The 16,308-nt window shown below is 45.6% G+C and carries 17 protein-coding genes and 1 tRNA gene; 5 read left to right on the forward strand and 13 right to left on the reverse strand.

The window, feature by feature from the left end; all coding sequences use genetic code 11:
- The first annotated feature begins 87 nt into the window (after positions 1 to 87).
- Positions 88 to 282 carry a hypothetical protein gene (locus ACLWBB_RS04625; protein WP_413290400.1) on the forward strand — a complete coding sequence of 65 codons (195 nt, stop codon included), beginning with the start codon at positions 88 to 90 and terminating at the stop codon, positions 280 to 282.
- A gap of 79 nt (positions 283 to 361) precedes the next feature.
- Here ACLWBB_RS04625 and ACLWBB_RS04630 read toward each other — a convergent pair whose 3' ends face one another.
- From ACLWBB_RS04630 to ACLWBB_RS04645, 4 genes are all read right to left on the reverse strand, one after another.
- A complete protein-coding gene (locus ACLWBB_RS04630) occupies positions 362 to 904 on the reverse strand; it encodes a hypothetical protein (protein WP_413290401.1) in 543 nt (180 codons plus the stop codon).
- Positions 905 to 1,022: 118 nt separating this feature from the next.
- Positions 1,023 to 1,832 (reverse strand): hypothetical protein, encoded by an 810-nt coding sequence (locus tag ACLWBB_RS04635; RefSeq protein ID WP_413290402.1) that lies wholly within the window; start codon positions 1,830 to 1,832, stop codon positions 1,023 to 1,025.
- Between the two features lie 117 nt (positions 1,833 to 1,949).
- A complete protein-coding gene (locus tag ACLWBB_RS04640; protein ID WP_413290403.1) occupies positions 1,950 to 2,594 on the reverse strand; it encodes a phospholipid scramblase-related protein in 645 nt (214 codons plus the stop codon).
- Positions 2,595 to 2,657: 63 nt separating this feature from the next.
- On the reverse strand, positions 2,658 to 3,107 hold the full coding sequence (locus ACLWBB_RS04645; RefSeq protein ID WP_413290404.1) for a hypothetical protein: 450 nt from the start codon (positions 3,105 to 3,107) through the stop codon (positions 2,658 to 2,660).
- Positions 3,108 to 3,334: 227 nt separating this feature from the next.
- Between ACLWBB_RS04645 and ACLWBB_RS04650 the strand changes: the two genes are divergently transcribed.
- Positions 3,335 to 3,973, forward strand: coding sequence for a hypothetical protein (locus ACLWBB_RS04650; protein WP_413290405.1), 639 nt, complete (start codon positions 3,335 to 3,337; stop codon positions 3,971 to 3,973).
- 79 nt (positions 3,974 to 4,052) lie between these two features.
- Here the strand turns inward: ACLWBB_RS04650 and ACLWBB_RS04655 are convergent, their stop codons facing one another.
- The 7 genes from ACLWBB_RS04655 to ACLWBB_RS04685 form a co-directional block, all read right to left on the reverse strand.
- A complete protein-coding gene (locus ACLWBB_RS04655; protein ID WP_413290406.1) occupies positions 4,053 to 5,138 on the reverse strand; it encodes a hypothetical protein in 1,086 nt (361 codons plus the stop codon).
- Between the two features lie 125 nt (positions 5,139 to 5,263).
- The gene (locus tag ACLWBB_RS04660) at positions 5,264 to 6,475 is read right to left on the reverse strand and encodes a DEAD/DEAH box helicase (RefSeq protein WP_413290407.1); all 1,212 of its coding nucleotides are present in this window, start codon (positions 6,473 to 6,475) and stop codon (positions 5,264 to 5,266) included.
- Positions 6,476 to 6,585: 110 nt separating this feature from the next.
- Positions 6,586 to 7,359: a hypothetical protein gene (locus ACLWBB_RS04665; protein WP_413290408.1), complete on the reverse strand. Its 774-nt coding sequence runs from the start codon at positions 7,357 to 7,359 to the stop codon at positions 6,586 to 6,588.
- Between the two features lie 253 nt (positions 7,360 to 7,612).
- The gene (locus ACLWBB_RS04670; RefSeq protein WP_413290409.1) at positions 7,613 to 7,972 is read right to left on the reverse strand and encodes a hypothetical protein; all 360 of its coding nucleotides are present in this window, start codon (positions 7,970 to 7,972) and stop codon (positions 7,613 to 7,615) included.
- A gap of 71 nt (positions 7,973 to 8,043) precedes the next feature.
- Positions 8,044 to 8,541 (reverse strand): GAF domain-containing protein, encoded by a 498-nt coding sequence (locus ACLWBB_RS04675; protein ID WP_413290410.1) that lies wholly within the window; start codon positions 8,539 to 8,541, stop codon positions 8,044 to 8,046.
- A gap of 96 nt (positions 8,542 to 8,637) precedes the next feature.
- On the reverse strand, positions 8,638 to 9,252 hold the full coding sequence (locus tag ACLWBB_RS04680) for a hypothetical protein (protein ID WP_413290411.1): 615 nt from the start codon (positions 9,250 to 9,252) through the stop codon (positions 8,638 to 8,640).
- A 504-nt stretch (positions 9,253 to 9,756) separates the two neighbouring features.
- Positions 9,757 to 9,843: transfer RNA gene (locus ACLWBB_RS04685), tRNA-Leu, on the reverse strand.
- A 183-nt stretch (positions 9,844 to 10,026) separates the two neighbouring features.
- Between ACLWBB_RS04685 and ACLWBB_RS04690 the strand changes: the two genes are divergently transcribed.
- A complete protein-coding gene (locus ACLWBB_RS04690) occupies positions 10,027 to 11,220 on the forward strand; it encodes an ATP-binding protein (protein WP_413290412.1) in 1,194 nt (397 codons plus the stop codon).
- A 15-nt stretch (positions 11,221 to 11,235) separates the two neighbouring features.
- Here the strand turns inward: ACLWBB_RS04690 and ACLWBB_RS04695 are convergent, their stop codons facing one another.
- Positions 11,236 to 12,219, reverse strand: coding sequence for a hypothetical protein (locus ACLWBB_RS04695; protein ID WP_413290413.1), 984 nt, complete (start codon positions 12,217 to 12,219; stop codon positions 11,236 to 11,238).
- Between the two features lie 251 nt (positions 12,220 to 12,470).
- Here ACLWBB_RS04695 and ACLWBB_RS04700 point away from each other — a divergent pair, with 251 nt between their 5' ends.
- Together ACLWBB_RS04700 and ACLWBB_RS04705 are read left to right on the forward strand one after the other, a co-directional pair.
- A complete protein-coding gene (locus ACLWBB_RS04700) occupies positions 12,471 to 13,166 on the forward strand; it encodes a hypothetical protein (RefSeq protein WP_413290414.1) in 696 nt (231 codons plus the stop codon).
- Between the two features lie 14 nt (positions 13,167 to 13,180).
- Positions 13,181 to 15,427, forward strand: coding sequence for an AAA family ATPase (locus ACLWBB_RS04705; protein WP_413290415.1), 2,247 nt, complete (start codon positions 13,181 to 13,183; stop codon positions 15,425 to 15,427).
- Here the strand turns inward: ACLWBB_RS04705 and ACLWBB_RS04710 are convergent.
- Complete coding sequence (locus ACLWBB_RS04710) at positions 15,417 to 16,307, reverse strand: SAM-dependent methyltransferase (RefSeq protein ID WP_413290416.1); 891 nt, start codon at positions 16,305 to 16,307, stop codon at positions 15,417 to 15,419. The two genes, ACLWBB_RS04705 and ACLWBB_RS04710, sit on opposite strands and share 11 nt — an antisense overlap.
- Between the last annotated feature and the right edge of the window lies 1 nt (position 16,308).

Consider the following 16,308-nt stretch of genomic DNA (forward strand, 5'->3'; position numbering starts at 1 on the left):
CACCTTACAGCTATATATGAATAAAAAACGATAGAAGAGGGAACTAGACGCCACTCCTCAGGAGGATGATTGCGCAAGGAGGTTCCAATGAAAAAGAACAAATCATCGCAAGAAGAGAAATCATCAAATAGAAGGACAGGCTCTAGTAGTGGAGGTTCACAAAGAGACACGACGTCTTCAAGAGAATCATCCGGCGGAGGCCGTGAAGAAAGAGATAGAGACAGAGAAGAAGTGGGACGCGGACAAGGAGAGTCTCGACGTAACCAAGGTAGAAATACTTAGTAAGACTCGATAAGTATTTTACTTTTTGACAAAAAATCAAGCGACCCGAGTATGGGATATACTAAGGTCGCTTTTTCTATTACTTCACGTAGATCATGATTACGGCTTTTGAAGCTTGGGCCTTTTGATTAAAGAGTCCCTTTTCTTTTTCTGTTTTAGGAGCAGCACCGCTGCCTTCCATCGCAGTTTTGACTTTAGCATCAGAAGTATTTACGAACTTCTCAAGGGCATTCGGTCTTTCTGCCATATTGTATGTATTCACGTCTTTTACTTTGAGTTCATCTTTGATGAACTTTTTCAACGCATCAGCGCGATCGCTAGCCAGTTTCACGTCTTGTTTTGGAGCTTTGTTTTCTTCAACGGGATATTCGCGATCGGCCCAAACGGCGGCTTTGACCTCTCCGATCTTTCCCTGTTTCATGGCGTCTTGGATCGTGGTGCGGATTTCGTCTTGAGCTTCTTTAGTTAGCGTTGCCTTACCTGCTTCGAAACTAACTTCGGAAACTTTTGCAGCTCCAAGAGATGCCGAAGCTTGCTCTGTTTCAGCAGTAGGGGCGGCATAGCTGCCTGAAGCGATTAGTAGTAGTGCGGTCAATGTTGTTAGACTCATAGTCTTCTTCATGAGGAACTCACTTTCTCCCGATTGAAGGGTGTGTTGGAGCTCAAACCTAAGAGAGACTTTGCTATATTGAATGACGGAAGCATGAAGCTTCCGTCATTTGTGTCATCCTACACAGTTTTTAAGGCTGGGGCTGTGGATCTGCTGGAGGATCTTGATTCACAATAGAATCAGCGACGCTGTTCAAAACCTGAATTGCATCTGAAATCCCTTGGTAAGTTTCAGCATCTTCACTGAGGATTTTTTCAATCAACTCTTTAAGACCCGGTTGATCTGTCTGGAAAGATTTATTTAACGGATTAACGACGACTTTTAAACTTCCTTTGAAGCCCGTTTTTGAAGCCGTGAGGGCCACTTGCAGAGATTGAAACTCGACATCATTAGCACTCAGGTCCGCTGGCAATTTACTGAAATCGACGACGGCTTCAATACGAAGCTTGGCAGATTCGATGTTGCCAGCAGCATCTGTTTGAACGTCTTCAACCTTGCCGTTAACGGTAGCGGCATTACCATACTTTTGCGTATACTCTTGAGAGATCTCCTGCAGCAGAGTCTCGAAGTCTTTGGCAGCGCCATTAAGAACCTCTTGGCCAAGTGCTTTGACTAGATCCAGTTGTACAGAGAGATCACCAGTTACAGTTGGTGTCTTGCCGTCACCATAGTGATAAGCGGCGTTTTCAAGTTTCATGACAAGTTCATTCGAAGTCCCTTTTTTAGAGACTAGGGCTGAAACACCAAAATCCAAAGCGCGCACGCTGTCCACGTTTAGATCTGTGAACTCGAGCTTGAGAGTTGTGTTTTCGTTGTTAAAAGGGGCTGCAATTGCGCCAATTTTCTTATTTACTTCTTCTTTTGTGATAAGACCGGCTGCAATAGCGACAGAAGACAAAGCGAAGACAATAGCCGCCGCTTTCTTGGACAAAGATTTCATGGGGACTCCTATGTTGTTTGTTAGCAGGAGCCTTCTATCAAATATTTCATTCGGAAAGTAAGATGACCCGGTGATGATTTGGTAACAACCGGGTCTTAAGCGTTCCTATTTATGGAATCAATCAAAGAGTGCCTCTCCGTATCCCCCGCGGCCTTTGGCTTCAAAGTATTGCAGGTCAATAAAGACGCCCGAGGCTAGGATCAAAGTTCTCTCAAGCTCATTGAGCTCCCGGTAGTTAAAAGAAATCTGAAAGTTGTCGGCGTCGGTGAAGATCTCTTTGAGACCTCCAGACCACTTTTTACGAATCACGGCCACTTCAACAGAGCCCTTTTTAAATGGGAAAGTCCAAAACTGAAAAAAGCCCGAGTTCACACTCATGATGACTTGGCCCAGAGAATTCTCAAGATCGAATTTCTTACGAATGAATGCAAATCTTTGCTGAAGGGCCCCTAAATATTTGCCATCAGCAGTGTGGATCTCGAGGCGTTGAAAGAAAAATCGAAAGGGATGTTTAACGATCAAGACTTCACGGCGATCATTGTTGAAGAAGTGCAAATCAAAGCGGCGCCAATGTCCAAGAAACTGGCGAAGCAGAATTCCTAAAAGGCCCTTTTGTTGTTCAGCGCAAAAGCCAATCACATTGCCATTTTCATCGCAGATTTCGTATTTATTGCGAGATTCAAAGCCCAAGAGCTCGATAAGCTCGCGACGTTGACGAATAATGATCTGGCTTTGATTCTGCAGAGATTCTAATAAAGACATAGGGCACCTCAGGAAATATTTTAGAGGTACCCTGTCTTTGTATACAAGTAGAAACTGGGCGGACTATTGTGGTGCGCAGACGGCAGGAAGTCCTTTGTAAGGAGTGATTCCCCATTTCGGCGCATTTTGATTAATCAGGTCCAAACTTGTCGGAGTGATCTCTTGATCTCCATCAAATTTGAGATCAATAGAGGTGTCTTTCACAAGATATTTCTTCTCAGTATTCCATCCCCAAATACCAGAGATCTTTCCATCATTCGTATCCGCGACAAAAAGCACCGCTTTCATAGGAGGGCTTGCGTGGGCTGCTTTTTCTAAGGTGCTAAAATCGGCGAGCTTCATGTTGAGCTTTTCGCAAAACTGGCGGGCAAAATTTCGATCATCAAAAGTAATCTTAGAAACCTTCAGTTCAGTTCCACCAACCTTGACCGGTGTTGCCATTGCATTCCAATCAAAGGCAAAGGCATTCGCAAATTGAAACAGTAGGACAGAAAAGAGTAAGAATTTGTTCACGGGTACCTCCTGCTAATAGACTTAGCGAAAGGCATTCCAGGTGCAGGGTCCCTTATTTTGAAGTGACTAAAAAAATCTGTCGATGTTCGCACAGGAGGACCAAATTTGTTGTCGTCTCAAAATGAGCATCTAGACCAAGATACTAGTTGGAGACGCCTCCGAGCAGTTTGAAGTCTAGGTTCTTGTGGATACTCTCGGAACTCTTTAGACTAGTAATAGAGGTATCTATGAAGTTGACGATCTTATTTGCCGCTTTTCTATTTTTCTCGATGGGCCAAGGCGCATCGGCTAGAGATATGGAGACCGTTGAAGCCTGTGCGTCTACCATCAATGAATATACTGAGCCTCTACATATTGAAAACCCTGTAAGTTTATACAAAACTTTAGATGGCACCATTTATAGAAACTTAGAAACCCTAAAGTCTAATTTTAAAGGAAAAAAAGAAGGTTCTTATTACACTCAATACATTGTTGATAAAACCAATGAATCCCGCCTTCGAGAGATACTTAATATTAAGGGACGAGAGCATTTCATAGCTCTAGATGCAGCGAAAAATATGCCTTACATAGAAGTTGGTATTGGTAGAGTTAATCAGCCTATTTTGACACTAAGTGAAGCTCCAAAAGCCAAGGCCTCAATCGAACTCGGTATGAAGTGTGAAATCATGGATAATGGCCAGAGAGAGGCGCATTTAGCGGGTTGCACTGGCGAGAATAATGTGAAAACAGATTGCCAGATTTACGCAGAATTAGAAAAGTTTCTCATAAAAAAGAAAGAGCTTAAGGCTAGAACCGTCGAGAAGCGTCCTGGAGTTTTGGAAAATGCCTACAAAGACTTAAAAAATGTTTTTGGTGGCAGTCGCTAAGAATCTTAATACCCAGAAATGAATCCTAATTTTCTTCGACGAGTCACCAGAGCAGGTGACTCGTTTTGATTTTTCTTCGTTAAGGGAAAGTGCAACCTTGGTTTTTCTTCATGTGCTCGGCCATGGTTTTTAGTGCCGTTTTGAAGCGTGGGAAAGAACCACGAATTTTATCGATGCCAAGAGCTTGAATCAGCTCTTCCTCGGTGGTGAAGCCTAGGAAGCTTTGGCCGCCTTCATTCAGGAATTGATTCATGTCTTGGACCTTTTGTACGACGTTCGCATCAAAGCGGCTGACGATTTGAGTGTATTTCTCAGTCCATTTTGGGCCGCCCCATGTACCACCATTATCAAAAGCAGCAAAATGAGTTTTTCCATCCACAGTGATTGTTTGCAAATTACCACCGCTGAAGCGATCCCACTGTTGAACAAGGGCATCCACGACAAATATGGTAGATAGTTCGCGCGCGGCTGTCAGCTCATCCGAGGTTCCGCCGTTAAAGCTGACGGCAACTGCCGCAGAAGGCTGAGGTCCCTTGCAACTAAGAAACTGCGCGAAAGGAATACTGCTGCCCTTTAATGCGTGTTTGGTATTCAAAGTGTTGGCAGCAGGGCTGACCATCGCATCATAGTCCGAAGGTTTAAGCGCCCAGTCTTTAAAAATGGCATCAATACCTTGAGGATTTTTTTGAATGCGTTCTAAGACAGCTTTACGGTTCAGTTCTTTGTTTGCGTATTTGGCGCCCACCAAAGGTGTCGTTGGGATGATTGCTTGAAAGGCCTGAAGATTTTTTCCTTCAAGTAGCATATAAAAACCAGATTGGTAAATATCCGCGATACCAAAAACTTGGGCTAGTCGGAAGCTCAGAACTTCTCCTGAAAGTTTTGTGGCCGCGTTGTCAGGCAAAACAGCGCCAAGAGGTTTTCCTCCGCGCTTCACGACCGCATACACGGACGTTCCACCGCTACTAAGACTAAGCTCAGTACCAGGAGCTGTTAAATCAAGAGTTGCTACGAAGTCTTCGAGAGCCGTGTAGGGCTCATTGCCAGGCAGTCTTGGTTGTGATGCGACTTTACGAGTTTCAGGAGCAGGTGTCGGTTTATGTGAACAGGCGGCGAGAGCGGCCACTACAAAAAGAACAGATACGGATCTTAGGTTTGAAGTCATTGCGGTCCCCCAGTATGTATAAAACATGCTACCGCAATTATGGTTACTGGCAATGACATCCTAAGAGGAGTTTCTTTTTGTGTTTCAAGGAAGGCCCAGGGGACCTGGACCTCTTAGCACTTTTATTACTTGGCCTTTACCTTGGGCTTGCCACGTAGATGCTTAAAACGTTTTGTCGAAGCTACGCGTTGTTTACCGTCGGGAGTGGTGGTCTTTTTCTCGAGAGAAGGCGGCTTATTGCCCTCAAGTTTTGAAATCAAATTACGATCGCGCTCAGTCACAAGATTTATAACCAAGCCCTTACGGCCAGCCCGTGCTGTACGGCCCGCGCGGTGAATGTAGTTCGCCATTTCTTTTGGTAAGTGGTAATTAATCACTCGGCCCACGTGTTCTAAATCAAGTCCGCGTCCTGCCAAATCGGTCGCAACCAAAAGATCTACTTTTCCTTCACGGAATTTTTTAAGATTTGCACGACGCTCAGAGTGGTCCATCTCGCCACGATAAACCGCGCATGCATAGCCTTTATCGACCAAGAGCTGCGCTAACTTATCACATTGCTCTCGGGTATTGGTGAACACCATAGTGCCACCTTCAGTGCGTTGAGAAAGAATTTTCTCAAACAAAGGCCAGCGTTCGCCATTTTCTACGATCATATTTTTGGTTGTTAAGCTAGAAACGACTTTACCGCTGTTTTTACTGCGAACGACTTCAGCATTAGCGAAAAGACCGTTGATCAATTGCTGAACTGTGGTTGAAACCGTTGCAGAGAACAAAGCCATTTGTAAATCTTCAGGACAAGATTCCACCACGAAATTTGAATCAGGCAAAAAACCTTGATCCATCATTTGATCGGCCTCATCAAAGACCAAGAATCTAACATCCGAAAGATTGATCATGCCGCCTTCAATCATTTGTACCAATCGACCTGGGGTCGCAAGGAGTACTTCAAAGGCGCCAGATGTGTTCTTCTTAGCTTGGGCGAGAGTCATGCCCCCTAGAGCAGGACGAACACGAAGACGGGTGTCGTGAGTCAGTGTTTTAAATACTTTTGAAACTTGCTCGCCAAGTTCGCGTGTTGGAACCATAACGATAGCTCTTGGCGAGTTTTCGACCTTCACGGCATCGCCCACGTCTTCAAGAGATTTTAAGTGATTCAAAAGTGGCAAGGCATAGGCCAAAGTTTTTCCGCTTCCGGTTTCAGAAACCCCTACGACGGATTGGCCACCCATGATCAATGGGATGACGTTCGCCTGAATTTCAGTAGGCTTACTTAAGCGCTTTTCTTTGAGGGTTTTTAAGAGGGAAGGAATGAGTCCAAAATCAGCAAATGTATTCATGCCGGCACTTTAACTGCGAACGATATTTTCCCATAGAAAAATCGCTAGTTGGACCCAAAAAATGTAAAATGGAAAACCGAATAAATGGTGCGGGAGTCGCCGGAGTCGTTTTATCGTCGATAATAAAGGATAATTTGTCCGCCGCCGCCAGTTCCAGAAACGGCCCCGTAATATCCAGAACTTCCACCAGAGGATCCAGCACCTCCGCCTGGGAAGCCGCCGTTTCCTCCTGCAGCTCCTGCAGCGTTGCCTGTATGGGATCCGCCGCCACCTCCGCCACCGCCACCATTTTGGTTTGCGGTGCCTGCGGCTCCGACAGTGGGAGAGGCTGACGACGTACCGCCAGCGCCTCCGGCACCACCATTGTTTGCAGTACCTCCAGCGCCGCCAGTCGTGGCATTTGGAGGAACCGCACCGTTGGCACCTGCTCCGGCTGGAGAGCCCGAAGCGCCGCCGCCAGCCCCTGGATAGTAATCGGGATTATTACCGCCGTTGCCCCCGGCATAGGTTACATCACCAACACTCGTGGGCGAAGCCGCACCTCCGGCGCCGCCCAAATAATTTGTCCCATCTTGAATGGAACCTCGTCCGCCTTGGGCCTTCACCGTGCCTGTACTTGAAAACCAAGTGTCGCCACCATTTGCACCAGACGCATTGTTGCCGGAAGTGCCTCCTGCACCAATAGAGTAAGTGATACTGGCGCCCGGTGTGACGGCGAGGTTATTTTTTTTCGCATAAGCACCACCGCCTCCGGCACCATAGGCAGACCATTGCGAAGCACCGGCCGAGCCGCCACCAGCGCCCCAGCACTCGACAGTGATAAGGTTTGTGACTCCCGAAGGCACTGTCCAACTCGTGCCCGAAGTGAGCACAACGGTGTTCATTTGATTTCGGAGAAATCCCATGGGAACGGTTTGTTCATATGAATGAGAGCTAAATAAAATCAGGATTAGAGATACTGCAACATGTGAGAGCTTCATAGAAGCTATGTTCTCAGTAGCTATCTTTACGGAGCAACTTATTCTCAGTCCAAAACAAGGAAAGTGCGGCGCAAATGCAGCACTAGTTGAGTGAAAAACGCGGGCAAATCTGGTCGCCAAACACCTTCACATTGGCATATTCGTATCAATGATCTTCTTAGTTCTTAAAGCACTCTAGTTTGTGCACCAGACTTTGGTTCACAACAGAAAGTTGCAGACGCCCTTCTTTTGAAAAGTTCGCCGTGGTCATAGAGCCTTTCGTATAATCAGGCTCTTCGCTGATAGTGACAAAATAAGGGCCTTCTTTTTCTCCGCTGAAGGTGAAGCCTCGACCATCAAGATCTGCTGATAGAGTAATGCGTGTGACGGATTCATTTTCGACTTTGAGAGGTACTTTCTTTGTTCTAACGGAACCATCCGACAGAGACTCAAAAACTTCGGCGGTGCAGTTGAACTTAGGTGCTGCGTGAGTTTGCAGTGCCATCATAAAAATCAATACTGGTAAGGTTTTTAGCATGGTTTCCCCCTCAAGAATCCATCTAAATGCTAGCATTCGAAGAGGCCAATGCAATACAAAATTTGCCGCGATTAAAATCTTTCAGGCCACTCGGTTTTTTCTAGAACGATTTGTACGACAGATTCGAGGCCTTTTTGGTCTTCAGAGTCAAAACGCCCCAGAATAGGAGCATCGATGTCGAGGACACCCAGCACACGTCCTTGCAAAATCAGCGGAATGACGATCTCAGAGCGTGAGGCGCTGTCGCAGACAATATGCCCTGGGAACTGATCAACATCTTTCACAAGCTGAGTCTGACGTGTTTGAGCCGCTGTACCGCAAACTCCTTTACCAAAGGCAATGCGCGTACAAGCGGGCAGACCTTGAAAAGAGGCAAGGAGAAGCTCATTGTTGCGGTTGAGATAGAATCCCACCCAGTTAATTTCTGGCAAATGCTGTTTTAGCAAAGCCGAAGTGTTTGCTAAATTCACAAACCATTCTTTTTCAAGAATGCCACCGAGTTCAAGATGCAATTCTTTATAGAATTTTTCTTTGTTCTGATAGGGGATGGACGTGTGATTTGTTGCCATAGTTCGTTTATAAACCCTAGCACAACGAAGATGATATAGAAATAAAAAAGCCCGGATGGACACCCGGGCTTTAAAGTTACTTAAGACATTGAAAGATTACGGAGAGGCCACCAACTCGACTTCCAACGAAGGGCTCGAAATTGAAATGTAGGCACTGCCCTCGCGAACAAAGCGATTGGGAGTAATGTATTTGTAATCCGTCGCCGACAGTGTCGAATCCAGACTGACTCTTGCGGATGTTTTAGGAACCTCTGTCGAGAATGTCGCAATACTGGTCAGAACTCCGCCAGTTGCAGGAGCAAGCAACTGTCTCTTAACTCCATCGATGGTCCAAGAAAGATTCGACGAGAAAGAAGCAATACGCGTTTTACCGTTCGCGATAGTCTGCTTATAGATAATACGACTGATCGAATAACCTGCTGGCGCGATGATATCGACATTGAATGTGTCCGTCGCGGTTCGCGTGTGGAATCCACCCGTCGAGGCGATAAAGGCTGTATTTGTCCAAGTGACAAGGTCGTATCCTGAGTGAATGCCAATCAAAAGTTTATTAGCATTACTAGAATCCACCATCGTAGAGGCAGGGTTGTAATTGCGACCAGGAACTCGATCTGAAATGTTCTCAAATGAGACACTTTGTGCTTTTGCGGAACTTACAATTGCCGTGAGCATTACAATCGCAGTCAACTGAGTCCAAATTTTCATATTCATTTTATCTCCCCGTTTTTAAAATTACATTTTTTTGCCTGACACTCTCCTTTGTTGCAAATTCACGCCCATCCCTCACTTCTATCACTAAGTATTTGATACCTGAGACGACCACAGCCACAGAGTGGATACTCTCTATTCACCCTTTTTGCGGCCATCAGGGTGAAAAATCATCTAATCATGTTAAATCTTTTAGAATTTCAAGAGCTGTCAATCTTGCAGAGTTTTGCAACATCAACTATCCATCCCTAGGACAGCCGTGTCCATATCAGCACGTTCGAAGTAATGAACACACTTCAACTTGATCCTCATTCTGAAAACAGGAGTTCTTAGTTTCAGAGCGCTATTTCGGCGTTAGCCAAAAAACTAAAGAACACGTTGTGTGTAAGGGCGCGGGGGAGAGGACCAATCAGATGATCCCAAATGCGAGTTCCGCAAGCGCCACAGAACAAAGCGCCCCTCTGAACCATCGTCTGAGGACTGTCTGAGCATTTGGGATTATCTGATTGGTGCGCGAGGGGGGACTTGAACCCCCACAGGATTTCTCCCACAGGCTTCTGAGACCTGCGTGTCTACCAATTCCACCACCCGCGCGTGATAGGAGCTCTAATTTAGGGCCTCCCTATATCAGCATCAAGAAAATAGGCTTGTTTAGCTTAAAAAATAAGCACTTCTCTCTAGAAATCCTGCGTTAGAATGTGTACCGTAAATCAATAGACTTGCTAAATACATTTAGTTTATACAATGATTTCTCAAGAAAGGTTGGTTTACAGGCCCATGAAACATGATCCGTCACGAATTTTGATCGATGTTGTTGAGACCCTTTCAATGACTACGACCATTCCGATGCTCACTTCTGTAGTGGCTGCGGCTGCGCGCAAATTGACGGGGGCTGATGGGGCCACTTTCGTTCTTAAAGAAGGCGACAAATGTTACTATGCTGATGAGGCTGCGGTTTCTCCGTTGTGGAAGGGAAAACGTTTCCCAATAGAGAGTTGTATCAGTGGTTGGTCGATGATTCACAAAGAAGTCGTCACGATCAAGGATATCTATCAAGACGATCGTATTCCTCACAGTGCATACCGTGTAACTTTTGTGAAGAGCCTTTGCATGGTGCCGATTCGTGCTGAAAATCCTATTGGCGCGATTGGGAACTATTGGGCCAATGGTTATTGCCCTACGGAAGAGGAAATCAAACTACTTCAAGTTCTTGCCAATAGTGCCGCCATTGCGCTTGAGAATCTGCAACTGCGCGAAAATATTCTTAAGAATAATCAGTTGCCGGAGCTGGCTGATCATCAAAGACAATTTGAAGCAGCTTTGCACACGATGGCACATGACTTAAAAAATCCAATTAGCACTATCTTACTTTTTGCTGAACTTCTTCAGACCAAATTACATGGGCAACTTGAACCCCGCTTCGAAGGCTATTTGAAGTCTATTCAAAAAGTGGGGCTGCGAGTGAATGATCAAATTCGCAGAATGTTGGATCTGTACACTGTTGGAAATCGCGAGTTGGAAAAAGAAAATGTGAATCTGTCAGCGATGGTCTTTGAGGTTTCAGAACTATTACACGAGCACGATCCGTCACGAAAAGTGCGAATGGAGATCGAATCCAGCCTCAGTGTTACTGCTGATCCTCACTTAATTCGCTTGGCCATTGAAAATCTGATGTCCAACGCCTTTAAATACACCTCAAAAAAAGACGAAGCGAAAATTAAGTTTGCGAAAACTCAAGAGGATCAATACCAGGTCACGTTCTGCTTACAGGATAATGGTGATGGTTTTGACTCTGCTCATAGTGAAAACTTATTCCGTCCATTGGTTCGCCTGCATGATGACTCGGAGTTTCCGGGCACTGGCTTGGGCTTAGCTTCTGTTGCGCGAATTCTTGAAGTGCATGGGGGGACCATCCGTGCTGAAGGTAAAAAGCACGAAGGCGCTAGCTTCTACTTCACCTTCCCGAAATAGAAGCCTCACCACAGATTATTTCTTCAGAATTGAATACCAATTTTGAGGGCTTGCTTGAGACGCTTTAAGAATGCGTCCTAATGTGAAAACACTCATTCCTTGGGAGTTGTCCCAATTCTCTTGCAAGATGTACTGCTCCAGCAAAGATGCAGGCAGGTTTTGTAGTTGCAAACCAAAAGAGCTTTGTGCGCCCGGAGTTGCTAAAGAGAGCTCTGTTATCAATGAGGTGAGAACAGGCGAGTTTGCATGAATGCGATAGAAATCAAAGGCCGCATTTGTATCGACTTTTTTATACTTGCTCATAACGTCTTTGAGAAAGCTCATGCGATACGGATATTCTTTGCCGGGATTTCCTTTTTCAAAGACCAAGCCATATCCAAGGTAAATAGCAGAGTGCAAAACTGCGCCGTCTTGATCAAATCCACCGTTACCGTTGACCACAAGGACATCGCCAGGTTGAAGCTCTTTAGGGTCTACTTTGAAACCCAAAGTAAGGCGCTCGCCGTCAGCGAGAGTCAACAAGGCGTCTGTAGAGCCCTGACCCTGCAAGTGGTTTACCCACTGCCAAGAAACCGAGTGGCAGTTGCCATCGACATACGACACTTTTTCTGTGGATTTATTTTGATTCTTAAGCTCTTTGAGCAATTCAGGAGCAACAGGCAGAGCGTGTGGCACAAGAACACGGCCATTTGTTTTTTGAATGAATATCGGCAAGAAGTCTACGAGTTTATAAGCTCTTTGAGAGTCATAGGGGATACTTGGCGAAGTATGAAATTTAGAGTGGAGACTCTGAAATTGTGCCTCGGTAATTTGTCCCACAGTCACATCTAAAACGTATTGATCTTGAGGAACATCAGGGCCTTGAATAGCCTGCTTTTGGATCGAACAATTGTGGGTGAATTCGGAGCAGAGATCCAGAGGGGCCGCATAGCTTAAACAGGTGACAAATACTGGCGCTAAAACTGTTGCTAAAATGAGTTTATTTATACTTGTTTTCATAGAGGAAGTTCATTGCAAACCCAGCGCCAAGATGTGTGAACATACATTTTGCGAACCCCGTTGCAGAGGGATATCATATAGAGTGAATTTATGCCTCTATTGATGAAGTTCTTAGAGAGAACCTGTCAAGTCTGACAGAACTCACCACGACTCTACACCCTTGGAAAACACCCCGCGGATTTGGCGAATATAAACCTCGCAGATTCCTTGTTTTGAACAGGGCTTTGCGGCTTTTTTCAAAGGAAGAAAACATGAGTATGCGTAGTTTTAAAACTGCAAAAGGAACCGAGCTACCTCTGTTGAATCTTCGAGGAAAAGAGTACCTCGAGGTGAAATACCGTTTGGTGTGGTTCCGTGAAGATCATTCTGATTGGTCTATCGAGACTGAGCTTGTTTCTGTCACGGATGTTTCGGCTTATGCAAAGGCCACAATCCGTGACGACAAGGGAAGAATCATTGCGACGTCTCATAAGTTTGAAAGCATTCAAGGCTTTCCAGATTTTATTGAAAAAGCCGAGACCGGTGCCATTGGCCGGGCTTTGGCGTTGATTGGTTATGGTACTCAGTTTTGTGCAGATGAGTTGGACGAAGGCAAACGTATTGTCGATTCTCCGGCAACGCCTGCTCGGGTTCAACGTGCTCCTTTCCCTAATGACCGCGTGGCAAAACCCACGGCCTCCCAGGAAGAGCCATCTGAAGCTGAAGAAGGGGAAGGTGAAGAAACCGCAGCAAGTCCCGAGACTGGTGAACCGGGAGAATATCTCGTCACTTTCGGACGTAAGTACAAAGGCAAGAAGCTTCGTGAAATACCAAAACCTGAGATTGAGAGTTATATCAAGTGGCTTGAAGCCAGCGCTGACAAACAGGGAACTCCTGTGTCACGCCAGGTGCAGTATTTGAAAGATGCTTATCGCCGTATGTATGAGGCTGAAACTTCGCCGCATTAAAGTAGGTGAGCTTTATGGCTCAATTACCCCTTTCTCGCAGCGCCCCTCCGTATGAGACCGGCTCCTCGCCTTCTGAGGACAGCCGGTCTCTTTTTTCTGACCTAGAGCACGGAGTCGTCATTGGCAGTATCGAGCGCGTGGTTCTCTATAACGAAAGTACCGGGCAGTGTTTGCTAGATGTGAAAGTTGAAAGTCTCAAAGCGCATGTCATGGTGACGGGCTATGCCTCTTCTGTCTATCCAGGACAAAGTATCTACGCCGAAGTTAAAGATCGTGGAGATCGTATTGAAAGACCCTATATCGCGGACCGCTTGGATATTAAACCTCCGAATACTGAGCGAACTCTTAGAAAGTTTTTAAAATCGGAAGCTATGTCGGGCTTGAGCAAAAACGTCGCAAAAGCTCTGGCCGAAACTTTTCCAGAAAATTTTTTCGCTATTCTAGAAATGGATCCCGCGCGTTTAAGCGAAGCATCTGGAGTTGGCCAAAAAAGACAGATGCAGATCATCGAAGCTTGGGAAAAATACAAGACACTGACAGATTTTCGACGTTTTCTTTTCGAAGAGGCCTTGCCCTTAGAATGGGCCAAGACGTTGTGGACTTTTTACGGTCTTGAGAGTCAAAGCCGCTTTGCAGAGCGCCCCTACGCGGTGGCTCGCGATCACACTTTGAATTTTGATTTAGTCGATGGATATGCCCTTAGAAAAGGCTTTCCACGGGATTCGGAAGAGCGAGTGCAGGGGGCTTTGCATGATCTTTTACAAAACTACTACAGACAAGGTCACTGTGCATACCCAGAATCAAAACTTTTGGAAGAAGCTCAGAAAAAACTAGGTGTGCCTGTCGAGATGATGGAAAACGCTCTTGAAATTGAGCTCGTGGAAAATAGATTTGTCGAAGATAAAATCGGAGAGACCACCTGCATTTATCTTCACGACATCTGGCGCATGGAAAGAGCCGTCGCAAAAAGGCTGCTCAGCTTTAAAGATAAAGAGCCTCCATGGGGCTGGTTTAATATCGAAAAACTTCTTACGTGGACACAGAATCTTCTCGCAATTCACCTGGCGCCACTTCAAAAAGAGGCCGTTGATATTGCCCTGTCGTCCTCGCTGACCGTAATAACCGGGGGGCCTGGTACGGGCAAAACGACATTGGTGAAATCCTTAACCGCGATTCTGCAAACACAGTTTTTGAAATTCGCACTGTGTTCGCCAACGGGACGGGCGGCAAAACGTCTTGAAGAAACTACCGGTCATCCAGCGCAGACTATTCATCGTCTGTTGAAAATGAATGCTTTAACTGGTGAGTTCACATTTAATCGCGAGAATCCTTTGGAAGTCGACTTGGTGCTTGTCGACGAAGTTTCAATGGTAGATCTGTCGTTGATGTATCATTTGCTAGAGGCCTTGCCTGATCACTGTGCTTTGATTTTGGTGGGGGACGCAGATCAGATTCCTCCTGTTGGGGCTGGAAACATTTTGCAAAGTATGATCGAATCCAAGCAATTTCCTGTTGTAAGGTTGAAAGAAATATTCCGTCAAAGCGAATCAAGCCTGATTAAAATCAATGCCCATAGAATTAACTCAGGACAAATGCCACTGAAAGCCGAACACACAAAAACAGATTTTCACTATCTGCCTGTGCATGGCGTGGATCAGGCAAAGGCGATGATCTTTGATCTAGCGACAAGGGTCATTCCCAAAGAGTACGGCATCACGGATTTGCGGGATGTGCAGATCTTGGTGCCGTTAAATGCAGGGGTTTTAGGAACACAACAACTGAATCTGGAGCTGCAACAAAGTTTTGCCGGAGAGGCTTTGGGTAAAACTCAGATTTTGGGGCCAGAGCATAACTTCACTCGTGGTGACAAGGTCATGGTCATAAAGAACGACTACATTAAAAATGTTTTTAATGGCGACGTCGGTTTTATCCGTCAGATTGATCATCCGAATCAGTTCTTAGATATCGAGTTTGATGATCGCACCCTACGATTTGGGTTTGATGAACTAAATCGCTTAAGCCTCGCCTATGCGATTTCTATTCATAAATCCCAGGGATCTGAATATCGGGCAGTCATTGTGGTAATCACTGCAGAGCATTTGCCGCTAGCACAAAGGCATCTTATCTATACGGCGGTAACTCGAGGGAAAGAGCACGTGTTTTTAGTGGCAGAGCCAGGAGCTTTACAAGCCGCGATTCTTTCAGATGAAAATAATCAGCGCTGGCAAAAGCTAACAGAGCTTTTACAAGCTAAGAGTTAACACAGATCCACGTGACTTCGTGTTTATTGTGACAAAGATGAATGATACGAGAGTTTGGAATTTCCAGGAATCTTTCCATTGTTTCCCAATCAGTATCACCCTGAAATTTAATTGTGCAGACAAAATTTTTGCATAGACCGCTAGCACGCCATTCTTGGACAAGCTCTAGTAAGCGAGGCGGGTAGCAAATAATATCCGAGAATAACCAGTCAATTTTACCAATATCCTCTGGCTTCAGAACGAACGCATCTTTTTTGCGGTACTCAATATTTGGCAGCTTCGCAATTTTTGGATCCAGTGGTGCTTTGTCGACGCTGATGACTTTGGCTCCGCTTTGTTGCAGAACCCAGGTCCAGCCGCCAGGGCAGCTTCCCAGATCCATGCATAGAGATCCTTTGGCAGGGACTAAGCCATGCACCGTCAGAAGCTCCCACAGTTTTAAATAAGCACGAGATGGCGGAGTCTCTTTATCCTCTTGAAATTGAATATCGCCTAAAGGAAAGGGACTTGATGTTTTAGCAGCGACCAGGATTTTATTTTTTTCAAGCATTGTCCACGCACCCATAGGTTGGGTAGGGACTTCGCCCATGAATTTGAGTGGTGGCACTTTAAATTTCGGCAGTTGTTCTTGGACCAACTGAGCACGGCGGTGATGATCAAAAGAATACAGAGCCCACCACTTGCCACGGGATTTGAGCTCTTTAACGGCATCGCCGATGGATTGAACCTCAAGAATTTCGCAATCGTACCAAATATGTTGTGCCCAGATAGGCTTCTGGAGAGTGTCGGAAACAAAAAGGCGATCTGAGACCGCCTTTTTGTTTTTAAGCTCTATTTCAAGCTCTTTACTGAAATTTTCAAAAGCTAGATAAGCAAACACA

The organism is Bdellovibrio sp. HCB337 (assembly GCF_047302465.1).
GTDB lineage: Bacteria > Bdellovibrionota > Bdellovibrionia > Bdellovibrionales > Bdellovibrionaceae > JACMRP01.